This window comes from Sphingobium aromaticiconvertens (assembly GCF_037154075.1).
In the GTDB taxonomy this organism is placed as follows: domain Bacteria; phylum Pseudomonadota; class Alphaproteobacteria; order Sphingomonadales; family Sphingomonadaceae; genus Sphingobium; species Sphingobium aromaticiconvertens.
Genome location: NZ_JBANRJ010000002.1, coordinates 1 through 19208 on the forward strand (window position 1 = coordinate 1; position 19208 = coordinate 19208).

General features: G+C 62.1%; 21 protein-coding genes. 4 read left to right on the plus strand and 17 right to left on the minus strand.

Annotated features, from left to right (window positions below):
* The 5 genes from WFR25_RS24585 to WFR25_RS24605 form a co-directional block, all read right to left on the minus strand.
* Window positions 1-268, minus strand: a 268-nt coding sequence (locus WFR25_RS24585; RefSeq protein ID WP_473829121.1) for a cupin domain-containing protein, incomplete at its 3' end; no start/stop codon positions are given.
* Window positions 269-279: 11 nt separating this feature from the next.
* A complete protein-coding gene (locus WFR25_RS24590; protein ID WP_011950723.1) occupies window positions 280-1035 on the minus strand; it encodes an HpcH/HpaI aldolase family protein in 756 nt (251 codons plus the stop codon).
* On the minus strand, window positions 1028-1765 hold the full coding sequence (locus tag WFR25_RS24595; protein ID WP_011950724.1) for an alpha/beta fold hydrolase: 738 nt from the start codon (window positions 1763-1765) through the stop codon (window positions 1028-1030). Before WFR25_RS24595 ends, WFR25_RS24590 begins: the two co-directional genes overlap by 8 nt.
* 56 nt (window positions 1766-1821) lie before the next feature.
* Window positions 1822-2646: an SDR family NAD(P)-dependent oxidoreductase gene (locus tag WFR25_RS24600; protein ID WP_011950725.1), complete on the minus strand. Its 825-nt coding sequence runs from the start codon at window positions 2644-2646 to the stop codon at window positions 1822-1824.
* Between the two features lie 161 nt (window positions 2647-2807).
* A protein-coding gene (locus WFR25_RS24605) for an IS5 family transposase (protein ID WP_086014486.1) occupies window positions 2808-3565 on the minus strand; the annotation gives its coding sequence in 2 pieces (ribosomal slippage) (window positions 2808-3241 and window positions 3241-3565; 759 coding nt in all).
* 93 nt (window positions 3566-3658) lie between these two features.
* On the opposite strand from WFR25_RS24605, the gene WFR25_RS24610 reads away from it, so the two are divergent.
* Window positions 3659-4891 carry an MFS transporter gene (locus tag WFR25_RS24610; RefSeq protein ID WP_011950719.1) on the plus strand — a complete coding sequence of 411 codons (1233 nt, stop codon included), beginning with the start codon at window positions 3659-3661 and terminating at the stop codon, window positions 4889-4891.
* A gap of 6 nt (window positions 4892-4897) precedes the next feature.
* On the opposite strand, the gene WFR25_RS24615 is transcribed toward WFR25_RS24610, so the two are convergent.
* From WFR25_RS24615 to WFR25_RS24665, 11 genes are all read right to left on the minus strand, one after another.
* The gene (locus tag WFR25_RS24615; RefSeq protein WP_011950718.1) at window positions 4898-5680 is read right to left on the minus strand and encodes a fumarylacetoacetate hydrolase family protein; all 783 of its coding nucleotides are present in this window, start codon (window positions 5678-5680) and stop codon (window positions 4898-4900) included.
* A gap of 11 nt (window positions 5681-5691) precedes the next feature.
* Window positions 5692-6582 (minus strand): dioxygenase family protein, encoded by an 891-nt coding sequence (locus WFR25_RS24620; RefSeq protein ID WP_011950717.1) that lies wholly within the window; start codon window positions 6580-6582, stop codon window positions 5692-5694.
* Entirely contained in the window at window positions 6579-6791 is a 213-nt protein-coding gene (locus WFR25_RS24625) for a hypothetical protein (protein WP_336975066.1), read from the minus strand. The genes WFR25_RS24620 and WFR25_RS24625 overlap by 4 nt, the downstream gene beginning before the upstream one ends.
* Window positions 6792-6874: 83 nt before the next feature.
* Window positions 6875-8238 (minus strand): IS3 family transposase gene (locus WFR25_RS24630; RefSeq protein WP_336967452.1). Its coding sequence is split into 2 segments (ribosomal slippage): window positions 6875-7888 and window positions 7891-8238, totalling 1362 coding nucleotides; the frame shifts between segments, so codons are not numbered across the junction.
* 343 nt (window positions 8239-8581) lie between these two features.
* Complete coding sequence (locus tag WFR25_RS24635; protein ID WP_011950706.1) at window positions 8582-9289, minus strand: EthD domain-containing protein; 708 nt, start codon at window positions 9287-9289, stop codon at window positions 8582-8584.
* Window positions 9290-9313: 24 nt separating this feature from the next.
* Window positions 9314-10999, minus strand: a complete 1686-nt coding sequence (locus WFR25_RS24640) for a CocE/NonD family hydrolase (protein ID WP_011950705.1) — start codon at window positions 10997-10999, stop codon at window positions 9314-9316.
* A 28-nt stretch (window positions 11000-11027) separates the two neighbouring features.
* Window positions 11028-11960 (minus strand): 3,5-dioxohexanoate:acetyl-CoA acetone transferase, encoded by a 933-nt coding sequence (gene kce, locus WFR25_RS24645; RefSeq protein ID WP_041380309.1) that lies wholly within the window; start codon window positions 11958-11960, stop codon window positions 11028-11030.
* Window positions 11961-12003: 43 nt separating this feature from the next.
* Window positions 12004-12909 carry a 3-hydroxyacyl-CoA dehydrogenase family protein gene (locus tag WFR25_RS24650; protein WP_041380311.1) on the minus strand — a complete coding sequence of 302 codons (906 nt, stop codon included), beginning with the start codon at window positions 12907-12909 and terminating at the stop codon, window positions 12004-12006.
* A complete protein-coding gene (locus tag WFR25_RS24655) occupies window positions 12906-13706 on the minus strand; it encodes an SDR family NAD(P)-dependent oxidoreductase (protein WP_011950702.1) in 801 nt (266 codons plus the stop codon). Before WFR25_RS24655 ends, WFR25_RS24650 begins: the two co-directional genes overlap by 4 nt.
* Complete coding sequence (locus tag WFR25_RS24660) at window positions 13703-14053, minus strand: cupin domain-containing protein (protein ID WP_041380312.1); 351 nt, start codon at window positions 14051-14053, stop codon at window positions 13703-13705. Before WFR25_RS24660 ends, WFR25_RS24655 begins: the two co-directional genes overlap by 4 nt.
* Window positions 14054-14137: 84 nt before the next feature.
* Complete coding sequence (locus WFR25_RS24665) at window positions 14138-15010, minus strand: cyclase family protein (RefSeq protein ID WP_336975067.1); 873 nt, start codon at window positions 15008-15010, stop codon at window positions 14138-14140.
* A gap of 120 nt (window positions 15011-15130) precedes the next feature.
* Here WFR25_RS24665 and WFR25_RS24670 point away from each other — a divergent pair, with 120 nt between their 5' ends.
* Window positions 15131-15895, plus strand: a complete 765-nt coding sequence (locus tag WFR25_RS24670; protein WP_011950699.1) for an IclR family transcriptional regulator — start codon at window positions 15131-15133, stop codon at window positions 15893-15895.
* Here WFR25_RS24670 and WFR25_RS24675 read toward each other — a convergent pair.
* Window positions 15892-16338, minus strand: coding sequence for a MarR family winged helix-turn-helix transcriptional regulator (locus WFR25_RS24675; protein WP_100239687.1), 447 nt, complete (start codon window positions 16336-16338; stop codon window positions 15892-15894). The two genes, WFR25_RS24670 and WFR25_RS24675, sit on opposite strands and share 4 nt — an antisense overlap.
* A gap of 91 nt (window positions 16339-16429) precedes the next feature.
* Here WFR25_RS24675 and WFR25_RS24680 point away from each other — a divergent pair, with 91 nt between their 5' ends.
* The gene (locus WFR25_RS24680; RefSeq protein WP_011950697.1) at window positions 16430-18118 is read left to right on the plus strand and encodes an FAD-dependent oxidoreductase; all 1689 of its coding nucleotides are present in this window, start codon (window positions 16430-16432) and stop codon (window positions 18116-18118) included.
* Entirely contained in the window at window positions 18115-19173 is a 1059-nt protein-coding gene (locus tag WFR25_RS24685; RefSeq protein ID WP_011950696.1) for a maleylacetate reductase, read from the plus strand. Before WFR25_RS24680 ends, WFR25_RS24685 begins: the two co-directional genes overlap by 4 nt.
* Window positions 19174-19208: the final 35 nt, after the last annotated feature.

A 19208-nucleotide genomic window follows, 5' to 3' on the forward strand; every position in this document is an offset into this window, starting at 1 on the left:
GCCATTTGCCGCTATGCACCACGAATATTTCGGCATGTTCATGGCTGTGCTGGGAATTGACGCATCCCCCGGGCTGACGCGCGGCACTGACGTTGAAGCCGTGCTTTTCGCGAATGTGGACGAACTGGTTGGGATTTTCCCCGACCCCCGCGCCAATGATCGTGAAATTCTCCTTCCTGTCCGAACCCGGCGAGCGCGTATCGATGAACGCATTCATGCAGGGGACCAGATCCGCGTAGCGCACGAGGCGGTCGTTCAGGTCAATCATGTGTCTCTCCTTCAAAGCGCCCTGGCGTCCGCGATGACCTGGCGGGCGGCAGCACTCAGCATGGCAAGGTCGGGGGCGGCGGTGACGAAATCGAAGCCTTCAGCCAGCTTGACCCGCGCAAAGCCGCCGCTGCCGCAGAAGATGCCGACCCGCTTGCCGGCCGCATGAGCACGTTCCCGCACATGCGCGATGGCGGATACCACCTCCGCCTCCTCGGTATCGACCAGCGGGGCATGGCCCAGATCGAGCGCGAGATCGGTCGGACCGATGAATACGCCGTCGATCCCGTCTACCGACAGGATCTCGTCGATATTCGCCAGCGCTTCGCGGGTCTCGATCATCGCCAGCCCGACCACGGTCTCGCTCGCCTGCGCGAGATAGCCCGAGCCGTACCGCAGGGATGGCCGTCGCGGACCGAAGGAGCGGAGACCGCGCGGCGAATAATGCAGGGCAGACGCCAATGTTTGCGCTTCCGCGCGGGTGTTCACCATCGGCGCGATTATGCCATAGGCGCCCGCATCGAGCAGTTTCATGATATCCGACGGATCGTTGACTTGCGTGCGCACGAACGGTTCGGCGCCGCCTAGCTCGATCGCTATCAGCATCGGCGCAACCTGACCGAAATCGATCGGGCTATGCTGCATATCGATGACGACTGCGTCATAATCGAGCCGCGCGAGCGCCTCGGCGTGGAGGGTTCCGGGCAGTTGCAGCCACCCCGCGAGCGCGGGCCGCCCCTCGTTCCAGCATGTTCGTACCTTATTCATGGCTTCCTGGGCCTCCGTGGATGGTCGACGCTTCGGGGAAAAGCAGCCAGTTCCGCATGGCGGCGCTGACGGCGTCAGGGGCCTCCAGCGTCACCATGTGGCCCACTTCGGCCAGTTCGACATAGGTTGCGCCGGGAATGGTTTCGGCAATCTCGCGATTGCCCTCCGGCGGCGTGGCCCGATCCTCGCCGCCGCACAGCACCAGTGTCGGGCACGCAATGTCGGACAGATGCGGTCGCGCATCGGGACGCGTCATCATCGCCCGCTGGTGGGGGCCATAGCTGGCCGGACCATGGTGCCGCATCGAAGCGATCACAGCGGCGGACACGCCCTCCGGCGTGGTGGAGCCGCGCGTCAGATCGGCGAAGGCGCGCAGGGGTGGATCGGCATCTTCCTCGAAAGCCGCGATATTCGCCAGCCGGCGCGGCGCGTTTTCAGGTTTGTCAGGCCGGGCCGAGGTGCCGAGCAGAGTCAGCCGGGCGACCCTGTCGGGCGCTCGCCGCACCACCTCGAGTGCCGCGAAGCCTCCAAGCGAAAAGCCCGCCAGAGCGAAGCTGTGGTCCGGAGCGTATTCAAGGACATGATCCGCCATGGCGGCTATGGTGTCAAAACCCCCCAGATCGACAACCAGCGGAACGCAGATATCCTCCAGCGCATCGACCTGCGCGCGCCACATTGTCGCGTCGCACAGCGATCCGGGCAGCAGGATCAGGGTTGGTTTTTTTACCATCGGAATTCGGCCTCTCTTGCCTGCCGCCTTGCCGGAGCGCTGGATGATCGATCCGTTTAGCCCGCAGTGTAGCCGCCATCGGCATAAAGGACGTGCCCGGTGTAGAAGTTGGAAGCGCGCGAACAGAGAAACAGCAAAGGACCGGCGAGATCGTCCGGCTCGCCCAGACGACCGAGGGGGATGCGCGGCAGCAGATTGGCGCGTGTTGTCACCGCCCGTTCGCTGTCTTCAAACATCCATGCCGTCAGGTCCGAACGAAACACCGTCGGAGCTATCGCATTCACCGTAATTCCATGCCCGCCAAGCTCGCATCCCAGCGCGCGCACGATCCCGTCGATGGCCGATTTCGAGGCGCAATAAGCGGTGTATCCCGCCGGATGCCCCAATTTGCCGCGCGCCGACGACATGAGCACGATCTTGCCCCCGTCCCCCTGAGCGACCAGTTGGCGGGTCATCGCCTGCGCCATCAGCCAGGGTCCGGCGACATTCGCCTGCATCACGGCGTCGAAACGGGCGAACGTCATGTCTTCGATCTTCGCCACGTCATTCATCCCGGAAGCGACGACCAGAATGTCGGCGCGTCCGAAACGCGCGACCGCGGCTTCGAGTATCGCTGCTGCGTCCGCCTCCTCCTCCGGTCGACGGACGATGGTCTCAACAGACGCACCGGCGTTCGCGCAGTCATCCGCGACCAAACGCAATGCATCGGCATTGCCACCAGACAGGACAAGATGGGCTCCTGCGGCAGCGAGTACGCGGGCAGCCAGCGCCCCAAAGGCGCCCGATGCCCCAGTGATGATCGCTATTTTGCCCCTCACGTCGAAAAGAACCGACGGATCGGCGATTCCGCCAGACGCCAGCGCGCCGCTGCTCAAGGTCATCCGATTCTCCCGTGCTGGTGAACTGTCGCACCAATTATCAGTATAAATTGCATTGCTATTTGGTTCAGTCAACAGCGAGAGTGAGCGATTTGGCAATAAATACCGTTATACGGTACAATCTGTACTGTTATTTAGGCTCATGGCGATGCTAGGGTCAGGACTCATAGCCAGAACATGACGGTTGCGGCGAGAGCGACGGCGGAGAGGAAGACGTTGGGGCACCTGTCGTAGCGTGTTGCGACGCGCCTCCAGTCTTTGAGACGGCCGAACATGATCTCGATCCTGTTGCGACCTTTGTATCGGCGCTTGTCGTATTTGACGAGCTTTTTGCGGGACTTTCTGCCTGGGATGCAAGGGGTAATCCCTTTTTCCTCAAGGGCATCGCGGAACCAGTCGGCATCATAGCCCCGGTCGCCCAGCAGCCAGTCTGCTTTGGGTAGGCCGTCCAACAAGGCGGCCGCGCCGGTGTAATCGCTGACCTGACCCGCGGTCATGAAGAAGCTGATCGGACGGCCCCTGCCATCCGTGACAGCGTGAAGCTTGGTGTTCATGCCACCTTTCGTGCGCCCGATCAGGCGCCCAAGACCCCCTTTTTAACCCGCAGGCTCGAAGCCGTGCGGTGTGCTTTGAGATAGGTCGCGTCGATCATGATCGTCTTGCGCTCGCTGCCCTTGGCAGACAGGCCGTCCATCATCGCGATGAAGACACCCATGTCTCCCCATCGCTTCCAGCGGTTATAAAGCGTCTTTGCCGGACCATACTCCCTGGGCGCGTCACGCCACCTCAACCCATTGCGATTGACGAAGATGATCCCGCTCAGCACCCGCCGATCATCAACGCGCGGCCTGCCATGGCTCTTGGGAAAGAATGGCTGAAGCCGAGCCATCTGCTCGTCTGTCAGCCAGAAAAGATCACTCATCGTTCAGGCTCCTTACCAAGCCTGAATCACACCAATCACCCCAAATCAATGGGTCCTGACCCTAGACAGGATCAAAATCAAGGGGAGAGGGATATGGAAGCCGAGAACCGCCGCTACGAACGAATCGCGACCGCCGTGCTGGGACTGACGTTCGGCATCGTCTTCTTCGACCGCAACGCGCTGAATTTCCTGATGCCGTTCATCCTGCGCGACATTGCGTTGACCAACACGCAGATCGGCCTCGCCGCCTCCGGGCTGGCTTTGACATGGGCATTGTCGGGCATGATGATCGGCAGGCTTTCGGACCGGATCGGTCGACGCAAGCCGCTCCTCATCGGCGCCGTCCTGGCCTTTTCAGCCTCCTCCTTCGTGACGGGCATCACCTGGTCGTTCGCCACGCTGCTGGGCGCGCGCCTGCTCATGGGCCTTGCCGAAGGGCCGGTGCTGCCGATCTCGCAGACGCTGATGGCCGCTGCCTCGTCGCCGGAACGGCGCGGTCGCAACATGGGCCTGATGCAGAATGTACTCAGCAACCTGATGGGCAGCCTCGTCGCGCCGCTCGTCGTCGTCGCGCTGGCGACCAGCTATGGCTGGCGGTACGCCTTCTTTCTGACCGCCCTCCCCGGCTTCGTCGCGGCTGCGCTGATCTGGCGCTACATCGAGGAACCGGAACCGCGTGCGCGACAGGCTGCGGATCGTTCAGACCAACAGGCCTCGGTGCGCGATGTGCTGCGCCATCGCAACATCAGGCTCTGCCTCTTCATCAGTCCGCTGATCGTGGGCTGGATGATCAGTGGATGGGTGTTCCTGCCCATCTATTTCACCTCCGTCGCCGGATTCACGCCGACGCAGATGAGCGCGCTGCTCAGCGTTCTGGGCCTTACGGGAGCGATCGCTGGTTATCTCGTACCGGCACTTTCCGACCGTTTCGGACGGCGGCTGGTGGTGGCAGCCGGATGCCTGCTCGGCATCCTGACCCCTCTGGCCGCCATGTGGGGCGTGCATTCCGGCGCTGTAGCGATAGCCGTGCTGGTCGCGACCGGGTGGATGGCAGGCGGCACCATCTCGATCGTGATGGCGACGATCCCGGCAGAAAGCAGCGACGCCGGACAGGTCACCACCGCGATGGCGCTCGTCATGGGATCTGGCGAACTGTTCGGCGGCACCCTGGCCCCGACCATCGTCGGCTGGACCATGGACCGTTGGGGCCCGACGGCACCCTTGATGGGTCAGGTGATCATGATCGCCAGCGCGAGCGTTCTGGCGCTGTTCCTGCGCAATACGACATCACGCCGCATCGCGCTGGACAGCCACCACGCCGCTTGAAGCCTGTCAGGTGAAAGATATCCCGATGGCGCCGAGCGGCCCATAGTCGGCGTGGATCACGTCCCCGGCATCGATGTCCACAGGTCGCGTGAACGATCCGCCCAGGATGATCTGCCCCTTCTTCAGGCCCGATCCCACGGCATGGAGCTTGTTGACCAGCCAGGCGACGCCTGCAGCCGGATGCCCCATGATCGCGGCAGAGACGCCCGATTCCTCGATTATGCCGTTCTTCGACAGCGTCGCTCCGACCCAGCGCACATCGATATCGTAAGGACGAACGGGCCGACCGCCGACAACGATCGCACCGAAAGCCGCATTGTCCGCAATGGTGTCGACGATCATGCGTGGCACCTCGGTACGATAATCGATGATCTCCAGCGCCGGGACGATGGCTTCGGTCGCGCGCATCACGTCATAAATGCGTTTGCCGGGACCGGAAAGATCCTCGCCCATGATGAACGCCAGCTCGACTTCGAGCCGCGGCTTGATGAACCTGTCCCGCGCGATCGCCGCGCCGTCATTGTACAGCGCGTCGTCGAGGATACGACCGTAATCCGGTTCGGTCATCTTGGACGCCATCTGCATCGCGCGACTGGTCAGGCCGATCTTGTGCCCCACCACCGTCGCGCCACTGTCGATCCGCGATTGCGCCCACAGATCCTGCACCCTGTAGCTGTCTTCCAGCGTCATGGACGGAAACAGCCTGGACAGTTGCGGGGTCGGGACTTTGCTCCGGTCCGCGTCCAGAATGGCATCCGCAGCGCGCCGTAGATCGTCGTTGGTCAACATCGGCAAGTCTTCTACTTGATCGGCGGGCGCGGCAGCATCGTCTCGCCCTCTTCCATGACATAAGTGTAGTCGAGCGCGTACCATGGCGTGGCCAGCGTGGGGTCGCCGTCATACGGCTCGTCGTGCCGCACATAATTGCCGATCAAAACCTGCGTGACGCCGAACTGAACGTCGCTGTCGATGTGGGGGTCGGTCGGGTCATAGACCTGGCTGATCAGCACCTTGAAGCCCTGCTTCACGATCAGCGCGTGCAGATGGGCGGGACGATATGGGTGACGCCCCTGGGCCGCCAGCAGCCTGCCCACAACGCCGTCGGTCGGGACCGGATATCCCACCATCTTCACGGTGCGCAGCCAGAAGCGGCCATCCTCGTCGGTGGTGAACTTGCCGCGCAGGTTCCATTCCGCCTGACCGTCGTCCTGATTTTCATACAGGCCGACGGGCGAAGCGTGCCAGATATCGACTTCGGCCCCGACCACCGGATTTCCCCGCCGGTCGAGCACGCGCCCCCGCACGATCAGGGGATCGCCCGGCGTATCGGAGCGCACGATGGAGCCGCCATTTTCCATCCTGGGAGAATGTATCCGCCAGAACGGCCCGAGCAGGTTCTGCGACGTCTCCGTCTGGCCGGAATCGCCGTTGTTCATGAGGCATATGAGACTGGACACGCCGAGCGACCCCGACATGAGCACGGCCTCATTATGGGAATCGTTGGAGCATTGGCCGATGTCGTTGATGATCGCGGTGGCGGCGCGAAATTCCGCCTCCGTCAGACTTACGTCACGTATGAAGCCATGCAGATGGCGGATCAGCGAGACCATGATCTTGCGCAGCCGGGGGTCGGACGTACGCTCCATCACCGCCAGCACCACAGGCGTGACATCGTCCATGTCCTTGATCATGCATCTTGTCCTGCGATCCGCCCCGACTGTCCGAAAACATAAGAGGCGTCCGTCGCGTCGCGGCGACCCTTGGCCAATGGCAGCCTGTCGTACAGCCCGTCGCCACCGGTCAGCGTCCGTGCCCAGTCGGCCACCTTCAACCGCCGCTCGATCCGCCAGCCGTCATCGGTCCGCACCATCTGATCCAGCAGGCGCGATGCCAGGATCATGTCCCCGTCTGTCCGTCGTCAGAACATTTGGCACACGTCGCGTCGTAAATTAGCGGAGTGCGGGCCTCGTCTTGGGGTTGATGTTAAGCGGCGAGCCTGCGGTGTTGCAAGCGCCGATATTCGATGGTCTTTCGCTTGATCCTTTCGCGCTGTTTGATGATGGCGGGAGCCCTGCCGAGGTAGGCGTCGGCGGGCGTCACGTTGTTCAGGCTCTCGTGGTAACGCTGGTTGTTGTAATGCTCGACGAAGGCCTCGATCTGGGCCTCAAGGTCGCCGGGCAGGAAGTAGTTTTCCAGCAGGATGCGGTTTTTCAGGGTTTGGTGCCAGCGCTCGATCTTGCCTTGGGTCTGGGGGTGCATCGGAGCGCCGCGTACATGGCTCATCTTCTGGGCATCGATGTATTCCGCCAGTTCGCCCGCGATGTAGCTGGGGCCGTTATCGCTGAGCAGCCTGGGCTTGTGCAGCACGGTGGCGCTGTCGCAGCCGGAAGCCTTAAGGGCCAGGTCCAGCGTGTCGGTGACATCCTCGGCGCGCATGTTGGTGCACAGTTTCCAGGCGATAATGTAGCGCGAGAAGTCGTCGAGCACGGTCGACAGGTACATCCAGCCCCACCCGATGATCTTGAAGTAGGTAAAATCGGTCTGCCACATCTCGTTCGGACGCGTGGTCTGGGTATGGAAGCGATCGGCGGCCTTGATCACCACATAGGCCGGACTGGTAATCAGATCGTGGGCCTTCAACAGGCGGTAAACGGTGGCCTCCGACACGAAGTAGCGCTTCTCGTCGGTGAAGCGCACCGCCAGTTCGCGCGGTGACAGCTCGCTGTAATCCAGCGCCATCTCGACGATCTGGCCCTGGATATCGTCGCCGATGCGGTTCCACACCCGACTCGGCGCCGATGGCCGATCTTCCAGCGCCTCCGGCCCGCCTTCGACGAAGCGATCGTACCAGCGGTAGAACGTCCGGCGGGGGATGCCGAGTTTGTCCAGCGTGTGCTTGGCGGGCAGGTGCGACTGCTCGACGATCCGGATGATCTCGAGCTTTTCGGATGCGGGATACCTCATTCGTCGTCGCCCCCATCCGCGATCATGCTTTTTTTAAGCAGGCGGTTTTCCAGCGTCAGGTCGGCCACGCATTCCTTCAGGGCACGGGCCTCGCGGCGCAGATCCTGCACCTCGCCAGTGGTCGCAGCACGGGCGGTGTCACCGGCCAGGCGCCGCTTGCCCGCTTCCATGAACTCCTTCGACCAGGTGTAATACAGGCTTTGGGCAATGCCTTCCTTGCGGCACAACTCGGCGATGCTGTCCTCGCCGCGCAGACCGTCCAGCACAATACGGATCTTGTCTTCGGCTGAGAAATGGCGCCGGGTCTGCCGCCGGATATCCTTCACAACACGCTCAGCAGGGGCCTTTGTCGGCGAATTTTTCAAGGAGGGTTTGGGCTTCATCTTCGTTCCTTCGTCACTACGACGAAGCCCAAACCCTCCTTAATTTACAACCTCAAATCTGTGCCATTGGTGCTGACGGCGGACAGCGTACATCGAATCCGGATAGCGGAGTTCGAACTTGCACGGCGGTTTTTCATCTATCGTCGCGCCAAGGGATTGCTGCCGGCCCCTGCGCGCGAACTTGTGCGGCATCTTCCCATGGTCGGCCGAGATCAAATACAGCAGTCTTGATGCCTAGGCTGACCGGGGAGCCGGTTTCGATCAATGCAGTTAGTGATCGGCCGGCCCCTCGTCAGCGACCGGCTGATCGGAACGGGGGCGCACGAAGCGCCTCCGTTCGGGTTTACATGCGGATGCGTCCGCCCACTACTACGATCGAGAGGCACTCGCCGATATCCACCAGCTTCTTCTCGCCGTCTGCCAAGCCCTGACGAACGAGCGCATCAGCATCAGCGAATGAATCGAAGAACGTGGCGGCGACGCCATCGAAGTCCTGAGGCGGCATGATCGCTGTAGGATGCCCCTCCGTGGGGATATTGTGGATGCGCTTCTTGGCCAGAGCGCGATAGGCATCGTTGCTGGCCAGCGAACGACCATAATCGGCCCATTGGACCTGGAATTCCTCCGGCGTCATGTCCCGACGACGACGCACGTAGTCGAACGTCTTGTGCGTCAGTTCCTCGCTGGTTGAAGAGAACTGCTCTTCCTCATCAAGAAAGACGAGAAGAGCACGCGTCAGGTCGTTGAAGTTCTCTTCGTCGGGCCGGATAGTCGAAAGATATCCCTCATCCTCCATGATATTCATCATGCGGGTCAAATTATCGAAGCACAGTTCCACCACGGAATCACGGGTCTTATCATGGCGGTACAGCGTTGCGATATCAACGTTGTCCTCAGGCAGCATCGTCCGGTTTTGCGTGGCGTGCAGGATGTTCGCCGCGATCGCAGGCAGTGAAGTTGCCATGGGCGCATGGACATTGGCCATGTAGTGGAAAAACTCCGGGCGGCTCAGCGTGGGCCGGCGGCAGGATGCAATCATCGCCTTCAACATTTATCGTCTCCTAAATTAAGCTATTCAAGCCTTTGGGATTATTGGCAGCAGGATGTGGGAGTCATATTCCCCCCCGCTATGCACGATATGCGTACCGGCGTTGCGGGTCTTGAGGTGCGAATTGCTCGCGGGGTCGTCCAGATAACGGTAGATGTCCTTCCCCTTGATGACGACGCGCAGCGTCTCACCGGCGCGGAACAGCGTGGAGGACGGCCAAACTCCGATTTCCACCGGCACGATCTCCCCGGGCACGAGGCGCTGTTCGCTTTGATGGCGATGAAAAGGTTCAGCCTCGGTCGACCGTTCGGGATCAAGTTCGCGGTGGCTTGCGCGCAGCCAGCCAAGCGCGACGGGGCCATCCACATGCGTGGCGAAGAACGGGAAGCCCACCGGATCGCCCGCCTTGTCCAGCTTCTGGACCGCCACGAACAAGTCCATGTCGTCCGACCCATCGGCCTCGACCCACAGCTTGAGCTTCATCGGCCCGGTAACCTCGGTGTCCTGCGCGAACTTGTGGTCGAAGGTCAGCGGCGTGTCACCATCGGCGGCATAGCGCGCGTCCCCCGCCGTGGCGGGCTTTTCACCAACCAGCGTGCGTGCAGCGGTGTCCAGATACATCGGCGTCCACGCGGTACGCGCCAGCGGCCATTCGCGTTCTTCCCGCGTTTCACCGACATAGGCGCTTTCACGAACCTCGATGGTGATCAGCGGTTGATCGGTGAAGCGGTCCTCCCGACCCAGCAGGAAACGATCGAAGAAGGCCCGCTGCAACTCGACATTTTCGGGCGCGTAGTACTGCTCCCACTTCTTGCGGCCATGCACGCGCAGCCACTTGTCCTTTGAGGCGATATTGCGCCACGCGTTGATCGTGCCCTTGGTATGCAGCCCCTGATCCGACCAGCTCGCGCCGACCAGGGCGGGAACCTGCACCGACTTGATGTCGGGGTTTTTGAACTTCCAGAACCCGTCGTCGAAGGGATGCGCGTCGAAGTTCGCGTTCATGTCCTCGGCGGTCTTGTTTGGCCAGCGCATGACCTGATCGATCAGTGCGGTGTGGCCGGTCTCGCGCATGCCGCCGTGATAGGCGAATTCGCGATAGCCATCGGACCATGCCTCCCAGGGAATGATCGCGGCCAGATGCGGTGGCTGCAACCCGGCGATCTGCCAGCAGACCACGCCCGGGTAGGAAACGCCGATGTAGCCGACCTTGCCGTTGCTCCACGACTGGACACCCGCCCATTCGCAAAGGTCGTACATGTCGCTGCGCTCGACATCGCCGAAATTGTAATAGATGCCCTCGTTGTTCCATGTGCCGCGCGGATCCGGGTAGATGACGGCATAGCCATGTTGCGTCCAGTACGCGGGATCGGGCGCTTCCCAGCCGGTGTGGTCCGAAATCAGGCCCGGCGCGACGTTCATAGCTTCGGGCAATTTGGAATTGGTCGCGTGCTTGCCGAATGCCGCCCAGCAAACGATCACGCCCAGTTCCGCGTCGTCGGCAGCGTCGGCGGGCAAATAGACATCCGCATAGAGCTTGACGCCATCGCGCATCGGCACCGACACATCGCGGAGGATGCGCATCCCATCGACCCGCTCTTCGCGCGGGTTCGGCGGATCACAGGCCTTGTTGCCATAACCGACAGTAATCTTGGGACCGTTGTCGGCGTGACGGGTCAGCAATTCCGCCGTCGTGAATGCGCCTTCGCTCATGATCTTCTCCTAACGAAACTTTTATTGTTCAGAAATTGACCCCATCACCGCCCTTGAGGCCGAGCATCTCGCGCGCCTCGTCGGGGGTGGCCGGCTCCAGCCCCATTTCGGCCAGGATGCGTTTGGCCTTCTGCACCTGCTGCGCGTTCGACACGGCAAGCTTCCCTCGCTCGATAAACAGGCTGTCTTCCAGTCCGACACGCACGTTTCCGCCCAGCAGTGCCGCCTGGGTAATGAAGGGCATCTGGTAACGCCCCGCCGCCAGTACCGACCACTGATAGCTGTCGCGCCCGAACAGACGGTCTGCCGTCCCCTTCATGAAGACCAGGTTTTCAAGATCGGCGCCGATGCCGCCCAGAATGCCGAAGATCATCTGAACGAAAAACGGCGGCTTCACCAATCCCCGATCCAGAAAATAGGCGAGGTTGTAGAGATGCCCGACATCATAGCATTCATGTTCGAACCGGGTGCCGTGATCGGCCAGAAGCTCGTAGTTGCGGCGGATGTCGGCGAAGGTGTTGCGGAAGATGAACTTCTCGGAGTCGAGGATGTACTGGTTTTCCCATGGAAATTTCCAATTCTCCACCTTGCGCCCCATGTCGTGGAACGCGAAGTTTATGGATCCCATGTTGAGCGAACACATTTCGGGCGAGAATGCGAGCGCGCCGGCCAGGCGGTCCTCCGGCGTCATGTCGGGGCTGCCGCCGGTGGTCAGGTTGATGACCGCGTCGGTGCCCTGCTTGATGACCGGCAGGAACTGGCGATAGACATCGGGGCTGCCGGTCGGCGCGCCGGTTTCGGGATCGCGCGCGTGGATGTGCAGGATCGCGGCGCCAGCCTCGGCAGCCTCGATGGCCTGTCGCGCCAGATCGGCAGGCGTGTAGGGCAGCGCGTCCGACAAGGTCGGGGTGTGGATTCCGCCCGTGATGGCACAGGTGATAATGACTTTGTTTGACGCCATGATGCTCAACTAATCCCTGAAAATGTTGCCCCGGCAAGGCCGTTCATGTTCCCACGCTCCGCGCATCGAGCAGATGGCGTACAAGCCGTGCGCGCACCGCCTGGATCGCCTCGGGACTCCATGTTCGGAATCCCTCGCCACTCTTGAACCCCAGCCTGCCTTCCGCGACCTGCTGTTCGAGAAATTCGTGCGGCCGGTCGTGCCGGTCGAGTTCGGGCATGATCGTGCGATGGATATCGAGCGTCAGGTCCAGACCGACCAGATCGGCATTCTCCAGCGGCCCCAGCACCGGAAGGCGCAGGCCGAAGCTGTGCTTAACGCAATCGTCCAGCGTGGCGGCATCGCAAATACCCTCTGCGACCATCGCGATCGCTTCGCGCCACAGCGCATGCTGCAAACGGTTGGCGACAAAGCCGGGCAAATCCTTGCGAATATGGGCCGGCCTTTTCCCGACGGAGGCGAGGAGCTCCATTGTCCGGGCGACTGTTTCCTCACTCGTGCCCGGGGCCTGGATCACCTCGACCAGCGGCACCAGCGTCGCCGGATTCCACCAGTGCGTCCCGACGATCCGGTGCGCCGTCGGCAACCCTTCGGCAATCGCGCCGCATGGAATGACGGAGCTATTACTGGCGAGGATCGCATCCGCCGGCGCCGCCTCAACAAGCTGCGCGAAGATGGCGCGCTTGAGCGGCAGCTTCTCAGGGGCGGCCTCCGTAACGAAGCCGGCGTCCGCTACGGCCTCGGCCAGATGCTCCACGGGCGTAACACGCTCTGCAAACGTCGGATCGTCGCCGAGCTGCGCCAGCCCCTGGCGCACCCGTTCGACCAGCGTACCGCGCGCGGCAGCGTCCGGTTCATGGACCGTCACCGCATGGCCAGCTGCGGCGAAAACCTGCGCGATGCCGGCTCCCATCAACCCGCCGCCGATGATCCCGATGCGCATCATCATCCCGCCGTATAGCCGCCATCGGCGTAGACGATGTGGCCCGTGTGGAAATCGGACGCCCTGGAGCAAAGGAAAAGCAGCGGCCCCGCAAGGTCCTCCGGCTCGCCGAGGCGGCCGATCGGCACGCGGGCAAGGAAACCGTTGCGCACGTTCGTGGCGTTGTCGTTATCCTCGAACATCCAGGCCGTGACCGGAGAACGGAATACCGTTGGCGCGATCGCGTTGACGGTAATCCCGTACTTGCCCCATTCGCAGCCCAGCGCCTTGGTCATGCCGTCGATCGCCGATTTGGAGGTGCAATAGGCCGAATATCCCGCCGGATGGCCAAGCTTGCCGCGCGCCGACGAGGTAAATACCACCTTCCCGCCCCTGCCCTGCTCGATCATCCGTTTTCCCGCCGCGCGCGCCATCAACCAGGCGCCATCGACATTCGCCGTCATTACCTTCTGGAAACGATCCGGCGCCATATCGACGATCGGCGAGACATCATTCATCCCCGAGGCGATCACGAGGATATCGACGCTGCCATAAGCTTCGACTGCGGCCGCGACGATCGCATCGCAGTCTGTCTCGGTATTCGGGCGGCGGTTGACCGGAACCGCTTCGATTCCGGCCTCGGCCAGTTCAGCAGTCAATGTCGCGAGTCCGTCCTTGCTGCCGGCCGTTACGACCAGCCGGGCACCCGACTTGCCAAGCGTGGCGCAGACCACCTTTCCGAAGGACCCCGTCGCGCCGACGATGATCGCCGACTTGCCCGCGACATCAAACAGGCTTCCCGTATCGATCCGGGGCAGGCTCATGCTGCTTTCACCGGAGAAGGCATCACTACCAGCATGGTCGCCATAATATTGCCGTCGTTGCGCACGGCACGCGCTTCGCCGCCGGGAATGAAGCAGCTGTCGAGCTTGCCCAAAACCTGCGTCTCGCCCGAGCCCAGTTCGATCGTCACTTCGCCCTCGATCACGACATAGATCTTCCCCAGCGGTCCTGCGTCCATTTCGGCGCCGCCACCTGGCAGGAAGTAGGACAGGCCCGTCCAGGCGAAGTCTGCGCCGCTGGCCTCAAGACCCTGCAGGCGAAGCGACCGCATGTCGTAATGCTTCGGCGCAATATAGGTTTTGGCGTCTGCAAGGCGCACGACTTCCATGTCCGATCCTCTCGATCTTCGGCTGCCTGCCGGTTTATGCTCCATCGGCGTGGCAGCCCCAGGGCCGCCACGCGCGAAGAGTGCTCAGTCGTTGTCCTTGCCGGTTTCGATCCGGAAATTGCCGGTAGGATCGACAATCGCCACAAGGCGGACGATGCAGCCATCGCCCTTCTTCCAGCGCCACGGGAAGGCGGCGAAGGTCACGCGCTTGCCGGTTACCTTGTCGATATCGCCACCGACATTCTCGAACCCGCAGATGCCCGCCGACAGGATCGCGTTGTGGCAGGGTTCCCACTCAGGGAAATCCTCGATCACCTTGCGGCCGGTCAACTGTTCATATTCGATATTGACCTGGGGGATGAGGCCATGCGGCGCGCCCGTGCCGTGCGGGCCGATCGCGGTGCCCAGCGGATGGTCGAGCGCCTGGGTGTCCGACCCGCACATCTTGACCTTCTTCTGCACGAACCACTCGCCCGCTTCCTTGTAGAAGCCCGGCGAGTAGGCGTAATAATGGCGGTTATCGCCGTAATATTTATGCCAGCCGGTGTTGACGATCACGATGTCGCCTTCTCGGATCTGCGGACGCGCATTCTCCAGGTCTTCCGCCGTGATCACTTCCCATTTCTTCTTGGGGATCGACACCACGACACCGGTGCCAAAGAAATAGGGCAACGGCACTTCGTCCATGAACGGCGTGCCCGGGACCACGTGCGCCGGGGCATCGATATGCGTCCCGGAATGCATGACGGTAGTGATCTTCTGCGTCAGCACGCCCGATCGGGACATGCCATGCAAGCGCTCGATCTTGACGTCCTCGAAATAGGGCCAGCACGGCTGTCCAAGGCCCCAAGGGTGCGACAGGTCGTAAAATTCAAGGCCCATGCTGTTGAGCAAATCGGACTCTTTGAACTGGCATAGCGTCTCATCGCGCCAATCGCCTTCTTCCCATCCGGGCATTCTACTCTCCTAGCGTGATGTACCGATATATGGTACTTTATGTATGAGAATATGGTATTCCAGGCTATGTGGACATGTCAACAGTGGACAAAGCACAAAGTGAATTGCAGAGAGGCTTCGATGGCAAACAGCGATGAAAAGGGAGGACCGGGCGTCGTAGCGCGCTCGGCGGCGATCATGCGGGCGCTGGCCAGTTCTCAGGACGGCTTCAGTCTGGGCCAGATAGCCAAGCAGGTCGGAATGGCACGGTCCACTGTACAGCGCCTGGTTTATGCGCTCGAATCCGAGGGTTTGGTAATGTCCGGTGCCGCTGCAGGGCAGATAACGCTCGGGCCGGAAATCTTGCGACTCGCCTCCTCGATGATGCCGGCTCTGGCGACGCGCGTGCGACCGATCATGACCAAGCTTTCGGAGCAGACGCAGGAGACCATCGATCTTGCGACCATTCGCCGTCGTGGCGTCCTATTCATCGACCAGATTCCCGGTCAGCACCGACTCGCGGCAGTTTCGCATGTCGGAGACCAGTTTCCGCTTCACTGCTCGTCGGTCGGCAAGGCGTTCCTGGCGCGCATGAAGCGCGCCGAAATTGAAGCGTTGATCGGAACCAGCTACGAGCGGCGGACGCCGCACACGCTGACCGAAATCGGTCCGCTTCTCGCCAGCCTGGAACAGACCGCGCAAACCGGCTTCGGCTTTGACGAGGAAGAACATTCCGAAGGCATCTGCGCGATCGGCTTCGTCCTGCGCGATGCATCCAGCCACTGGTACGGGCTCTCCATACCCGTTCCGCTTCAACGCTATACCGCCACGCGCGATCACCTGACCGCCATGCTGTCGCTTGCGCGCGAAGAACTTGCGCAATCGCTTCGGTCCGACCCCATCTAGATTTCGCACCCGTCTGCCAGATATGTCCGCAGTGCGCCGATCATCTCCGTGAACGCCGCGCTTCCGATCCCCTGCCTGGCTTCCGATTCGGCCTGTTCGATCGCAGCTCGAAACGCCTCCAGCCACTGACGGCCCTCCGCCGTGAACCGGACGATCCTGACCCGCGCATCTTCCGCAGACGTTTCGCGGAACACCAGGCCTATCGCTTCACACTGCACGACCAGTTCGCCCATCGCCTGTTTCGTCATGGCTGCGCGGCGGGCCAGCTCGGTGATCGCAGTCCCGTCCAGGTCCAGATTGCGTGTCAGGCCGATATGGCTCGTGCGAACCGCCGTATAGCCCTGCTGATGCAACAGGTCGAACACCCGGCCTTCAAACCGGGCAATGGCCCGATTGAGCAGACGCCCCATATTCTGCCGCCGCCATGCCTGATCGCCGTCCATCACGATTCAATATTCCTCCGGATCACCAATTTAGTAAGGTGGCTTGACTATTTTCAAGTCTAACGTATTTTTGAGGATAAGGAGAGGCGATATGGCAAATGTCGTGCAAGCATCGTGTGAAGTCCTGATTGTCGGCGGAGGACCATGCGGCCTGATGCTCGCGATCGAACTGGGCCGCCGCGGGGTCGACACCATCCTGATCGACGCCAAACCGGGAACGGCACGCAACCCCCAGGCGAACGCCACCCAGGCACGCACGATGGAGCATTATCGGCGCCTGGGCTTTGCCGATGAGGTACGCGCGCTGGGCCTACCCTCCGATTATCCCACCGACATCGCCTATTTCACCCGCTACGCTGATCGCGAGCTGGCGCGGTTCCGCCTCCCCTCGGCGCACGAGGCGCAGGCCTCCGTGCGCAGCATGGCAGGCTCATGGAGCGCTGCCGAGCTTCCCCATCGGGTGTCGCAGAAGTTTGTCGAAGAGGCCTTGCTGCGGCACGCCCGCAATCAATCGAGCGTGCGCATGATGCACAGCCACAGGCTAACCTCTTTTGCAGAAGCGGTGGATAGCGTGACCGCCAAAGTCGAACCGACCAAGGGTGGCGAAGCGCTGACGATCCATGCGCGCTATCTGGTGGGGGCCGATGGCGCGCGCAGCCAGATACGCCGCGCACTCGGAATCCAGATGGTGGGCGAAAGCGGCGTCCAGCGCGATTTCTTCGGTGGCCGAATGGCTGCAGTCTATTTGCGCGCCAAGGATTTCTACGCGGAAACGGGGCATGATCGTGCTTGGATGTATTGGGCGTTCAACACGCAGCGCAGGGGATGGCTGGCTGCGGTGGATGGCAACGGCGAGTTCTTCTTCAATACCCAGCTACGGACCGAGGAAGAGGAACGCCCTCTCGACAAGGCTTTCGTAACCGAACTTTTCACGCAGGCCACCGGCCGGCCAATCGATTTCGAGATTCTGGAAACCGGCGTCTGGATCGCTGGCCACTGCCTCGTGGCCGAATCACTCGGCCGGGACCGGGTGTGGATCGCCGGAGACGCCGCCCATCTGTTCACGCCTGCTGGTGGCAACGGCTACAACACGGCAGTTGAGGACGCGGTGAATCTGGCGTGGAAACTTGCCGCTGCAGCGCGCGGTCAAGCTGGACAGACGCTGCTCGAAAGCTACGATATCGAGCGCCGCCGCATCGCTACCCGCAACACCGGCTATGCCCGCGAACTGGCGCGATCCATTGGCGAGTTCGTGCCATCACCGCTGATCGAGCAGGACGGGCCGGAAGGCGATCTGGCCCGGCAGGAAGCAGGAGTCTATCTTGAGGCCCATGCGCGCCGTGAGTTCAATATTCCGGGCATCACCTTTGGCGGCCGCTATGACGGTTCACCCGTGATTGCATGCGAGGATGCCGCGCGCCCGCCTGACCAGATGAACGTCTATCAGCCGACCGCTCTACCCGGCGGACGCCCCCCTCATGCGTGGCTGCCTGATGGAACTAGCCTGTACGACCGGTTCGGGCCGGAATGGACGTTGCTCGTGCTTGCATCACCCGATGGGGCGACAGATGCGCTGCGCGCTGCCTTTGCGCTGGTCGGTCAGCAGCTCGATATCGTGCTGCTGCCGGACGAAGGCCTCGCCGCGCTCTATGAGCGGCGCATGGCGCTGATCCGGCCCGACCAGATTGTCGCATGGCGGGGTGATGCACTTCCCGATGATCCGGCGCAGCTCGTCCGACACTTGCTTGGGCACCACACTGCGGCAGTGGTTCCGGCATGATCGGCTTCGTCCACACAGCCCTTCCCGGTCGCGTCATCTTTGGCCATGACACCCTGCCCCGCGTCGCAGAGGAAGCGGAACGATCTGGCTTCAAACGGGCGCTGGTGCTGACGACGCCGCAGCAAGTCGATCAGGGCAAGGCCGTACTCGACCTGCTGGGCGAACGCGGATGCACCCTGTTCGACGGGGCGACGATGCACACGCCGGTTGAAGTTACCGAAAGGGCACTTTCCCTATTGGCGGATCATGGTGCCGATGGACTGGTATCGATCGGCGGCGGTTCGACCATCGGTCTGGGCAAGGCACTGGCGCTGCGCACCGGGCTGGACCAGATCGTCATTCCCACAACCTATGCGGGTTCGGAGATGACGTCGATTCTCGGCGAGACAAGGGACGGCAAGAAGACGACTCTCCGATCGCCCGACGTGCTGCCGGAAACCGTGATCTACGATGTGAGCCTGACGTACGGGCTGCCCACCGCGATGTCGGTCACATCCGGCATAAACGCCATCGCCCATGCCGCCGAAGCGCTCTACTCGGCTGAGGTCAGCCCCATTATCGCCATGATGGCGCAGGAAGGCATCCGCACGCTTGTCGAAGCGCTTCCAAGCATTGCGGCCAACCCGCGCGACGCAGCCGCGCGCGATCTTGCGCTGCGCGGTTCTTGGCTTTGCGGCACATGTCTGGGCAGCGTCGACATGGCCCTGCATCACAAGCTGGCGCATGTGCTGGGCGGCATTTTCGACCTGCCCCATGCCGAATTGCACACGGTGCTGCTTCCCCATGCGCTCGCCTATAACCTGCCGGCGGCACCCAAGGCGACCGAGCAGTTGCGCGCAGTCCTCGGCCAAGATCCCGCCACCATTCTGCGCGATCTGGCCGTGCGACTGGGAGCGCCGTCGTCGCTTGCGGCGCTGGGCATGCCGCGCGACGGCGTTGATCACGCAACGGTGGCGGCACTGCAGGCGCGCTATCCAAACCCCCGAACCCTCGAAGAACAGGGGATACGCGGGCTGCTCGAACGCGCTTGGGCGGGGGATGCTCCCCGCGCTTAGACGGGACGGCAGCCCCATTGCTTTGCCTGCAATCG

Excerpts from the sequence above, each read along its gene's own strand:
- WFR25_RS24635 (WP_011950706.1), bottom strand. The coding sequence starts at position 9,289 with ATGTTGAAGGCGATGATTGCATCCTGCCGCCGGCCCACGCTGAGCCGC.
- WFR25_RS24590 (WP_011950723.1), bottom strand. The coding sequence starts at position 1,035 with ATGAATAAGGTACGAACATGCTGGAACGAGGGGCGGCCCGCGCTCGCG.
- WFR25_RS24660 (WP_041380312.1), bottom strand. The coding sequence starts at position 14,053 with ATGGAAGTCGTGCGCCTTGCAGACGCCAAAACCTATATTGCGCCGAAG.
- WFR25_RS24685 (WP_011950696.1), top strand. The coding sequence starts at position 18,115 with ATGATCGGCTTCGTCCACACAGCCCTTCCCGGTCGCGTCATCTTTGGC.
- WFR25_RS24640 (WP_011950705.1), bottom strand. The coding sequence starts at position 10,999 with ATGAGCGAAGGCGCATTCACGACGGCGGAATTGCTGACCCGTCACGCC.
- WFR25_RS24595 (WP_011950724.1), bottom strand. The coding sequence starts at position 1,765 with ATGGTAAAAAAACCAACCCTGATCCTGCTGCCCGGATCGCTGTGCGAC.
- WFR25_RS24655 (WP_011950702.1), bottom strand. The coding sequence starts at position 13,706 with ATGAGCCTGCCCCGGATCGATACGGGAAGCCTGTTTGATGTCGCGGGC.
- WFR25_RS24615 (WP_011950718.1), bottom strand. The coding sequence starts at position 5,680 with ATGTTGACCAACGACGATCTACGGCGCGCTGCGGATGCCATTCTGGAC.
- WFR25_RS24670 (WP_011950699.1), top strand. The coding sequence starts at position 15,131 with ATGGCAAACAGCGATGAAAAGGGAGGACCGGGCGTCGTAGCGCGCTCG.
- WFR25_RS24625 (WP_336975066.1), bottom strand. The coding sequence starts at position 6,791 with ATGATCCTGGCATCGCGCCTGCTGGATCAGATGGTGCGGACCGATGAC.
- WFR25_RS24600 (WP_011950725.1), bottom strand. The coding sequence starts at position 2,646 with ATGACCTTGAGCAGCGGCGCGCTGGCGTCTGGCGGAATCGCCGATCCG.
- WFR25_RS24610 (WP_011950719.1), top strand. The coding sequence starts at position 3,659 with ATGGAAGCCGAGAACCGCCGCTACGAACGAATCGCGACCGCCGTGCTG.
- WFR25_RS24650 (WP_041380311.1), bottom strand. The coding sequence starts at position 12,909 with ATGATGATGCGCATCGGGATCATCGGCGGCGGGTTGATGGGAGCCGGC.
- WFR25_RS24620 (WP_011950717.1), bottom strand. The coding sequence starts at position 6,582 with ATGATCAAGGACATGGACGATGTCACGCCTGTGGTGCTGGCGGTGATG.
- WFR25_RS24665 (WP_336975067.1), bottom strand. The coding sequence starts at position 15,010 with ATGCCCGGATGGGAAGAAGGCGATTGGCGCGATGAGACGCTATGCCAG.
- kce (WP_041380309.1), bottom strand. The coding sequence starts at position 11,960 with ATGGCGTCAAACAAAGTCATTATCACCTGTGCCATCACGGGCGGAATC.
- WFR25_RS24675 (WP_100239687.1), bottom strand. The coding sequence starts at position 16,338 with ATGGACGGCGATCAGGCATGGCGGCGGCAGAATATGGGGCGTCTGCTC.
- WFR25_RS24680 (WP_011950697.1), top strand. The coding sequence starts at position 16,430 with ATGGCAAATGTCGTGCAAGCATCGTGTGAAGTCCTGATTGTCGGCGGA.